The 9,773-nt window shown below is 32.6% G+C and carries 10 protein-coding genes; all 10 read right to left on the reverse strand.

Annotation, left to right across the window (positions count from 1 at the left end; translation table 11 throughout):
• On the reverse strand, positions 1 to 1,361 hold a 1,361-nt coding region (locus tag ACK5ON_RS08005), incomplete at its 3' end, for a hypothetical protein (protein ID WP_409821498.1).
• Positions 1,362 to 1,439: 78 nt separating this feature from the next.
• Positions 1,440 to 2,252 (reverse strand): helix-turn-helix domain-containing protein, encoded by an 813-nt coding sequence (locus ACK5ON_RS08010; RefSeq protein ID WP_396157626.1) that lies wholly within the window; start codon positions 2,250 to 2,252, stop codon positions 1,440 to 1,442.
• A gap of 330 nt (positions 2,253 to 2,582) precedes the next feature.
• Entirely contained in the window at positions 2,583 to 3,044 is a 462-nt protein-coding gene (tnpA, locus tag ACK5ON_RS08015; RefSeq protein ID WP_409821500.1) for an IS200/IS605 family transposase, read from the reverse strand.
• Between the two features lie 1,042 nt (positions 3,045 to 4,086).
• Positions 4,087 to 4,800 carry a hypothetical protein gene (locus tag ACK5ON_RS08020; RefSeq protein ID WP_409821501.1) on the reverse strand — a complete coding sequence of 238 codons (714 nt, stop codon included), beginning with the start codon at positions 4,798 to 4,800 and terminating at the stop codon, positions 4,087 to 4,089.
• Positions 4,801 to 4,991: 191 nt separating this feature from the next.
• Positions 4,992 to 5,690 carry a hypothetical protein gene (locus ACK5ON_RS08025; protein WP_409821503.1) on the reverse strand — a complete coding sequence of 233 codons (699 nt, stop codon included), beginning with the start codon at positions 5,688 to 5,690 and terminating at the stop codon, positions 4,992 to 4,994.
• A gap of 436 nt (positions 5,691 to 6,126) precedes the next feature.
• Positions 6,127 to 6,696, reverse strand: a complete 570-nt coding sequence (locus ACK5ON_RS08030) for a hypothetical protein (RefSeq protein ID WP_409821505.1) — start codon at positions 6,694 to 6,696, stop codon at positions 6,127 to 6,129.
• Positions 6,697 to 6,763: 67 nt separating this feature from the next.
• Positions 6,764 to 7,702 carry a hypothetical protein gene (locus ACK5ON_RS08035; protein ID WP_409821507.1) on the reverse strand — a complete coding sequence of 313 codons (939 nt, stop codon included), beginning with the start codon at positions 7,700 to 7,702 and terminating at the stop codon, positions 6,764 to 6,766.
• Positions 7,703 to 7,771: 69 nt separating this feature from the next.
• The gene (locus tag ACK5ON_RS08040; protein ID WP_409821509.1) at positions 7,772 to 8,503 is read right to left on the reverse strand and encodes a DUF998 domain-containing protein; all 732 of its coding nucleotides are present in this window, start codon (positions 8,501 to 8,503) and stop codon (positions 7,772 to 7,774) included.
• Between the two features lie 66 nt (positions 8,504 to 8,569).
• Positions 8,570 to 9,343 carry a M15 family metallopeptidase gene (locus ACK5ON_RS08045; protein ID WP_409821511.1) on the reverse strand — a complete coding sequence of 258 codons (774 nt, stop codon included), beginning with the start codon at positions 9,341 to 9,343 and terminating at the stop codon, positions 8,570 to 8,572.
• Between the two features lie 231 nt (positions 9,344 to 9,574).
• A partial coding sequence (locus ACK5ON_RS08050; RefSeq protein WP_409821513.1) for a response regulator transcription factor occupies positions 9,575 to 9,773 on the reverse strand: 199 nt, incomplete at its 5' end.

Raw genomic sequence — 9,773 nt, forward strand, 5'->3', positions numbered from 1 at the left:
GGGTCGTAATAGGCATTTGCTGTTTGGGGAAGTACCTCGTGCCATTTTTTTTTATCAATTTTTTCATCAATCTTTTCCGTTTTCAATTTAAAATTGTAGGCAGACCAACTATCCATATTTTCAAAAAACAATGATGTATTAATTTTAACTTCTTTATAATCATGTATGCTTTCAGGATAACCTATTTTAAATCCTAAAGCATCAAGTTTTTTTAATGCCTTATTTTTGGTTTCCTCAGTCATCCATTGGTTTTTTGAAAGTCTTACTCTAAATGCTTTTTTTATATTAAGTGCTATATTTTCAATTTTTTCCTTTGATTTTTGATTGAAATATTCTCTGATGTAAAGTTGTCCTAAGATCTCATTATTGCACACAGTAAGTAACTCTTCTTGTCTAGGAGTGTAAATTTTACCTCCAGTGAATACCGATTTTAATTGAACTAAAGCTTCACGAAATTGAAAACTTAGAGCAGCTGTTCTCTTTAATATTATGTATCCTTTTAGTTTATTTTTCCAAACTTCTAAATCTTTGTTTTGAACTAAAGTATTTAATGCAATAAGGTATTTTGGATTTTGAATAATTACACTTTCTGTTTTGATGTTCATGATTTTAAATAGTTTTGACCAATGGATTAGTGGCGTTAACTTTTCGAGTTCAACTAAAGTCATTTTATTATATGCTAAATCTGGATTGTACAAATCTGCCTCAGGCATAAAAGAATTAGCCATTTCTTTTTCAAATTCAAAAACATCATTTGAATTTTTTTCTGCAACTTCTTTTGATTGCCCAATTAATTCAAAAATTGTTTGATTGTATTTTTTATAACTGTTTCGTATTGCATCAAAAATTTCGCCTTCTTCACTATAAACTGAAGGTATCCCTAATGTTAAACCAATTTGGGTTAAAAATAAAGCCATATATTGACTATTTTTATCATCTTGAGTAACATCAATACCTAAAAAACACCCATGTCCTTCATTATATAATGTGGCAACAAGATTAAAAAATTCATCAATGTTTTTAATCTTGTCGATTCTATCAAAATATTTCAATAATGGCTGAATACCTCTAGTTTCAATTTTTACTGTATCTAAGCCACTATTGTAATAATCAGCAAGTTTCTTTTCTGGAGAATTTAGATTAAGATTTTGACTTTGCGCGTTTTTTTTAAGGATTTTTAATAATTTTAAATCAGTTTTTTCACTAATTAATTTTAAAACCACAGATGGATTTTGAGTAGTATCAAGCCAAGTTTTGTTGACATGTAAATAAAAGTCATCGCCTTCACGAATTTCTTGGGCAAACAAGCAAACTGAAGTAGTCGCAAAGAGACAATACGTCAATAATAAAACCTTTTTCATATTTCTGCGTTTATAAATTTATTGCAAAAATACGTGCCACTTGAAATACTAAAATTGTAAAAATGTCAAGTAAGCGTTTTATATCCACATAATATGCGAATCAGCTGTAGTATAAATTTGAGCAAAAAACTGTTTGGGTGTAAGACCTGTAAACGCTTTGAAATCTTTTATTAAATGCGATTGGTCAAAATAATGAACATCATAGGTTAGTTCCGTAATTGTATCTTGAAAAAAATTTTCAGAAGCACATCTAAATCTGATTATTCTCTTGCTTTCAACAGCAGAACGACAGATATATTTTTTAAAATATGTATTTAGCGTTTGTCTGCTTAATTGGTGTTTTTTAGTTATAGCCGCAATATTGAAATTACCCTTTGTTTCAAAAAAATCTTCTACAACATGAACTAAAAACACATGTTTAAAAGGTTTGTATATACTGATTAAATAGGTTTCTAAGGCATCAATTGCTTCTTCTTTATTTGGGATTTTCAAAATTCTCATCAAGGTTTTTTGAATATCATCATAGGGAAAATGAGATACATACCCTTTGTTTACATAGTAGTTTAAATCTTTTGGCAAAAAAGCATTAATTCCTAATGGCTTAAAACTTATACTTAATTCATAAATTTTCCCCGAATAAGTATAATGCATCGGTTTTGAATTGTCAGCAATAAGGAAAGATTCAACTGAATTTGGTTTGCTTTGTTTTGTAATTACTCTATTATTATTAATCACTTCTGTGCTAGTATTAATCGAAAAAGAAAAATTGGGCGAAAGACTAGGAAAGATCAGAAAATCAGATATTTCTGTTTCAGATTGCTCAAGAAAAAAATAGCTACTAATATATTTTTGTAGTAAAGCGTGTTTAGGTTTAAAAATAGAAATATTCATAACTAACTATATTTGTCTTTGTGATTTAAAATTACAATCAAAGTCAGTTTTTCATAAACAAGATTCTTATGTATTTCACTTTTTATTGTCGAATTCAAAATTAGCGATTTTTAAATAATACTTTTTTCTGTATATGTTTTTATTTGCACAGTCTGCGGTACGGTTGCCCCTAACTAACGTATACCCGTTTAAACATTCACCAATCTCAGTTTGGTTTATTCCCCTTTCTATTTCCAAAAATACTATTATTTTATAACAAACGTTGTCAAAGTTCAAAAGGTAGTCAAAGTTGTACGATTGTTGTATCATGATATTCTTTTGATCCTATTGTTATAGTAATTCTTTAAAACTATACTCGATGTTGTGTTCTATTTCAAATTTTTTTAAAAGTGCTATGTATTCGTCTAAAAAAGATTGTTTTGTGTGGTGCTGTTTTTGGTTGTAAATATAATTTATAACGTTTTGAACATGCGATTTTGAATAACTAAATGCACCATAACCCGTTTGCCATTCGAATTTTTCTTTTGTAAAATTGTTTTCATTAATCCATTTGGATGAGTTGGCTTTGATGTCTCTCATTAAATCTGCAATAGATTGAGTAGTATGAAAACCAACTAAAATATGAATATGGTCGGGCATTCCATTGATTGCAATAAGTTTGTGTTTGTTGTTTTGTACAATGCCAGTTATGTATTTATATAAATCGGTTTCCCAAGTATGGGCAATTACCGCATTTCTATATTTAACTGCAAATACAAACTGAAGATGTATTTGGGTGTAACTATTTGCCATATTTTTTCTTTTTGCTGAACTTATGCTCAGTGTTGCCAATGTGTCGCCACGATGTGGCTAGTTTGTTAGTGCTTTTCTTCACCGTGCTTTCGCTCTTCACCGAGCTTTCGCTCTTCACCGAGCTTTCGCTCAGTGTTACAAATGTGTCACCGCTACGCGGTTTAATATGATGATTTGTAGTTTCACTCACCGAGCTTACACTCGGTCTGACTAATATATAGCCACGTTGTGGCTACTTTGTTAGTGCTTTTCTTCACCGAGCTTTCGCTCTTCACCGAGCTTACGCTCAGTGTTACAAATGTGTCACCGCTACGCGGTTTATTATGATGATTTGTGGTTTCACACACCGAGCTTACACTCGGTCTGACCAATATATAACCACGATGTGGCTTTATGCTTCCCAGCTCCGAAGGAGCGAAATATCTTTTGTCTAGGTTGTAAAACCAAGGATATAAAGATATAGAAAAATCAAGCTCCGAAGGAGCGAAATACCTGTTGCCTTGGTTGTAAAACCAAGGATATAAAGATATAGAAAAATCAAGCTCCGAAGGAGCGAAATACCTGTTGCCTTGGTTGCTAAACCAAGGATATAAAGATATAGAAAAATCAAGCTCCAAAGAAGCGAAATATCTTTTATCTAGGTTGTAAAACAATGAAAAAAACTATCCATTCTTTCCAGCAAAGCATTTGGGTGCATTGTTTTGTTATATCAATTTTTAATTGGTCTTTGTTTCGATTGATAGCAACAAAAGAAGTTTTGAAATATTTTAGGTTGCTTCCTAAGTCCTCATTTTCTTCGAGAATTAAGTTTTGGTGTCCTTTTATATAACCTTTACTTCGTTCATTGGTAACTTACTTGCAAATATTATTTTCATTAAATGTTTATTTCCCTTTCTATTCCCAAAAACACTACTATTTTATAACAAACTTTGTCAAAGTTCAAAACTTTGACAAAGTTGTTGTTATCTAATTTATTGCTCCTAAAGGCGACTTCTTAAAGGGAGTGTAACTACCACTCGATAGGAAACGCGCAGGGGTTCTATTAATAATATTTTACAGATTTCAAGATTGTTGTTTCATTCAATTTCTTAATTACCTCGACTCCGTAGTTATTATTTGTAAAAATATCATCTGGCATTATTTTAGAATCTAAATTGATGTTAAGAAAAACTATGTTAGAAAATTCTAAATTATTTACAACTTCTTTGTATCTTCCAATTAACTGATTTTCCATGATAATATTTTTAGCTTTTTCATTTATGGTGAAAGTGTAATTTACACTAGGATAGTTAAAATGAATTTTGTCTTTTGAGAACTTTATAACTATTTTATAAAAATAGTTTGAATAACGTTCTTTCAAAATATTTTTAAATATTTTTTTTGTCAATTCGTCATTTCTTTCAACTCTAAAATTTGTTTCGTTCTTTTCCAAATCATATTCGCCAATAAACTTTTGATTTGTATGATATAAGATGGCGCAAAGTTTTTTGATATTTGATTCATTTAAATTTTTTAACGGAATAAAAGAATTGTAATTTTCATTCTGAATTAACTTATTTACAGTCGTGAATTTAATTTCAGGGAAGTCTAACTTTATCAATAAACTATCAGCGTAAATTCCATCTTCATCAATGAAATAATTTGACTTTGTTTCGTAGATAAAATTAATTTTTTTATAATTAATTGGTTTTTCTTCAATCTGAGAAAACATTTCGGATGTAACGAAAACACACCACAATATAAGTATTTTATTCATGTTTTAATTATTTACGTCTTTTTTCAATAAACTTGTAGTTAACTCCTAAATACCCGCAATAACTTGCGTATCTCTATCCCAATATGGGTGTATAAGCGACTATTTATTTTTTTGTTTCCCAAAAATACTACAATTTTATAACAAACTTTGTCAAAGTTAAAACTTTGACAAAGTTGTTGTTTTCTATTTTATTATACCACAGGATCTTCCAAGCTTTTATGGCGTGCGCCAAAGAGCAGGTTAAAATCAAAGAATACCATGCTAAATTTTACATCCCCAGGAAATTTATTGGCTATGAAATGGATGGTTTTCAACAGTTCTAGCTCTACATTTCTTCGGGCAACGGTTCTATCGGAGCGGTTGGTTTTTACTGCTGATTTTTGTTGCAGTTGGCTTCCGCGCAACGCAGTCCATTGGGTTTGAAAATCCTGCAATTGGGTGCTAATTGTTGCGCCTAGTTGCGTTTGATAGGTAACGGCTACGGTATTTAATCGTTCCATTATGGTAGGAATTTTTGTTTTGGTAATGGTGTTATACTCTGTTTTTCCTTTGGGATAAAACTCTCTGAAAGCAGCGGTTTTATCGCCACCTAGTGCCGCTGCTATAAACACATAATTGTCTTTCATGTACTTGGTAAAATCAACTATAAAACTGTCAACAGTGGCAGTTTTACCCACTTGTGTATTGAGTGTTGTATCTACTTCGCCTAGCTCTTTTCGAAGCGGTATCATTGCGTTTTGCAAAAATGCTAGCACAGAGTTATAATCGTTGGTCGTATTGTTTTGAATTAATTTGGCAATGACATCGTCTGCAAAACGGGCTAAATAGCTAGGGGTTATTCTCTCATCGTCAAAGATGTTTCCAAATAACATTCTTGGATTTGGCTTCATAATAATAAATTTTAAGTTATTAATTTTTACTTTTTTGTTTTTTATATTTCATTTACTATATCCTACACTCGTAGGGTATGTATTATGAAACTACTTTACTATATCCTACGTTCGTAGGGTATATGTTATTAAACTATTTTGTTATATCCTACGCTCGTAGGGTATATATAATGAAACTATTTTGTTATATCCTATGTTCGTAGGGTATATGTTATTAAACTATTTTGTTATATCCTACGCTCGTAGGGTATATATAATGAAACTATTTTGTTATATCCTACGCTCGTAGGGTATATGTAATTAAACTACTTTACTATATCCTACGCTCGTAGGGTATATATAATGAAACTACTTTGTTATATCCTACGCTCGTAGGGTATAGGTCTACAATTTTTATGGCGGTGAGTGGATGGTGGTCATGGTGGGCTGTGCTATTTTATCCTTTATCTACTGCCCAAGTATATACCACTGTTGAAAACCCGCCAGTTTTTACTCGGTCAATTTCTCCATCGTGTTCAAATTCTTCACCAAATCTTTCAAACATTGATATAAAACCCATTTCTCTATCTTGCACTTTGGTTAAAATCTTTCCTATTAAAGGTATTGCAGCTTTTGTGACCACTAGCCACGGGTTTGTGGTACCCAAAATATCTGAAATTTTCCCTACGGCATCTTCTCCTATTTCTTTTTCAATATCTTTCATAATCGCCCCGGCATCTCTAACATCTGATCTTGAATGTCTGACATAGCAATGAACATTTAACTCCTTATTTTTTGGCATGTCACGTCGTAATAAAAACAAACCCTCACTGCCAGGCGTTGCATCTGAAAAATGAATTTCATTATTTTGATTAGGCGTTACTCGTATAGGATTTACTGGTATTGTAGATAATACCATTTTGTCAACCTCTGTAGGATGCTCGGCAACAATTACAAAATAAATTTTCCATCTTTTTTTGGGTCTATCAATATTTAATTGATTGATTTCTAAACGAACTACTTCCATAATTTCTAAATTTTTAATTTTTTGCCTACTCTAGTTCCTCTTTTCGGCTAACGAGGGTCTATAGTGTTTAACTAACATTGTTTAGATTTGTTGGATTACTTATCTGATTTCCGGAATTACTTAATTGAGTTAAATCGATCGTCTTTTTATCCTGAATCCCTTTGCCAAGAATATATCCAGAAATTCCAGATAAAATTGCAGATAGTTCACTACTCTCTAGAATACCTAAAATTCCAAAAAGTATTACAGCAATTATTAAAACAAACAGTGTAATAAATTGCAATCCATAACCACTTAACAGTTCCTTTGATAAAGTATTGTCTGATTTTAAATAAACTATCAAGAAAAAAATGACTAACAATATTCCAATGAGTATAGTAAAATATATACTTATTGTTTTTCTAAACTCTTGATTTCTGTTTTCAACAGCTGAACTATCATCTATTTGATTCCTACATTCTCTAATGTCTGCACTTACATTTTTTATGTTTTTTTTCAAATTAGTTCTAAATTGATTTTGTTTACTGTATTCTTTCTTTATTGTTTCTAAATCATTCTTTTTATTGGCTATTTCACTGACTGTAATTTTTTTAAAAGCTGTGATATCCGATTTATCATAATATCCAGAGAGATAATAATCTAAACTCAATAATGCTGGATTTATTTCTACTAAGTCAGTTGCTTTTTTATTTTTAATTATTCCTTCGATATTATTAAGATTATAATCTATAGATTGAATTATTTTAGTGTAATCATAATAATTTTCGAGATGTATATTGAGTTCCTTAAAAAGATCTTCTTTTTTACTTAGATATTCTCTTAATTTTTTGAAATCTTTCTTCTGGTCATCAGATTTAAAATAAACTGAAAAATCAGGACTGATTATTTTAGCAACAAACTCATCTGTATCTACAAATTCAGTTCTTTCATTTTGTGAAAAAGCTAATGAGTATGAAGTCAATAAAAAAACTATTGAAATGAGATATTTTGATATAATTGTTTTCATAATTCTTAAATTTATTATTCCGCCTACTCTATAATCCTCTTTTCGGCTACCTAGGGTTGGTCTTAATTATTAATTACTGCTCACTTGTCCTTTTTTGAGCCAGGAGCTACCAAAGAAGAGTAGTGAAGTGGTTTCGAACCAAAATAAGTATTCAAAGTCATGGGTTGTTGCCCATTCGTTCAAAAAAGGAACCAGCTTAAAAAGCAGAATTAAAATTAGGGAGGCAAAAATGCCAATGCCACACCCTTTGTAAAAATTGTGTGATGCTTTAGTGCCAAAATTGGCTACGGTATCGGTGCGTCTGAAATTCACCAAACACATAATGCCCAATGACACAAAAAACAATACAGCTGCCCCATAATGGATGTATCCTACCGGCTTGTGGCTTATAAAGGTTCTAAAATTATCAGTGGTGCAATGCTCTAAATCCATAGGGAAAATGGCTACCAACAGGGCACATATCCCAGCAAAATTGGTCATAAAGCTATCGCCGGGCATCAACTCGCCGGGGCGTTTTTTATAACCTTTATATAAAAACAGGAAAAAGGCAACAGCACACAAAGTACCTACAAAGAGTTCGCCCATGGGCGTATAAAAATATTCACTAATGCTAACTCGAGAATGATTGGTTGATGTATAGTTGCCTTGGCACATCTGCATCAAATTGGGATTTTGGTAAATTTTTAAATTATGAAATAGCCAATCGCCTATAACAAGCGCAAATGGCAATCCCAATCCGAGATACCCCACCCAGCGTCGCATGCGGTGATACGACATAACCAGATTGTTTTCTTCTATCATAATTGCTAAATTTTAAATTCCTGCCTACACAATAATCCACTTTTCGGCTGCCGAGGGTTTTAGTTGTTATACTACTTTGGCAATTTCAAAGTGCATTCCGTCTTTTCTGGTGAAGTGTCCGCCCCAATAAAAGCCGTTGTTGTTGGCTATTTGCACCAGCTCTCTCACGCTTCCTTTTTGTCCTACTAGTGCGGGAATGGCACCCAGTCGGTTCCAATTGACATTGATATCAAAAGCAGTCCCAAAAGCATGGTTGCTCAACACTGTTTTGCTTCCTCTCACAAAACGCGGGTTATAGGCACCATCCCAAGTGAGTACTTTGTGCAGTAGTCCTGCTGTTTCCCAGTCTTTAAACAGTTTTACAAGTTGGTTGGCTCCTTTTTTATGAAAATAAACGGTGGCCGTTCCTTTAATGGGTATGAGTTGTGGCACCATCACTTTTATGATGTTTTGGCTGTCCCAGTTGTTGGTAATTTCGATGTTTTCAGGGTTGTCGGGTAGTGGCTTTGATTTGAATTTTATAGTGCCAAATACCACGGCACGTTCGGCATTCGAAACTAATGGCGGAAAGTTGGGTTTGCTAGGAAAGTTTTCACTGCTTATGTCGGTTCGGGTATCGGTTATGAGTCCAAATCCCAACTGCATCGCGCGACCTATAGAAATGTTGCCCACGACACCATCGGGTTGAAGTCCTTGTTTTTCTTGAAACGCTATGGTTGCGGCATGGGTAATCGAATCAAATTTGCCCGTTACCTGTCCGTGATAATGTCCTTGCCCCATTAAGAAGTATTGCCATTTTTTTACATCGTTGTTTTCAACGCCCAGTTTTAGAAGTTTCATACCATTCAAATTAAATTGTTGCCTACTCTAGTTCCTCTTTTCGGCTGCTGAGGGTTTTAGTAAACCTGCCCTTTTTAAATAAATACCACAATATTTTTTTCGGGCAGGAGTCCTAAGTCAACTTTTTAACTAACCAAATTCTATTAATTTGACAGGTCAAAGTACTTGAATAGAAACCAAAAAAAAATCACCACTAATGGTGATTTTTTACTGTTTTATTGGGTTGTATTCTTACATGAAGTCGTATTTGCGTTCTATGGCAAACCGAAAGAACTCATTTTTGCCTTTTATGTTAAACTTTTTGATGATGTTTTTGCGGTGGGTATCCACAGTATTTTTTCCAATGCAAAGGATATCGGCTATTTCTTGTGATGATTTTCCATCGGCAACGAGTCGCAAGATTTCTTTTTCTCTTGTGCTCAGGATAATC

It is taken from the genome of Flavobacterium sp. (assembly GCF_046317795.1).
Taxonomy (GTDB): Bacteria; Bacteroidota; Bacteroidia; order Flavobacteriales; family Flavobacteriaceae; genus Flavobacterium.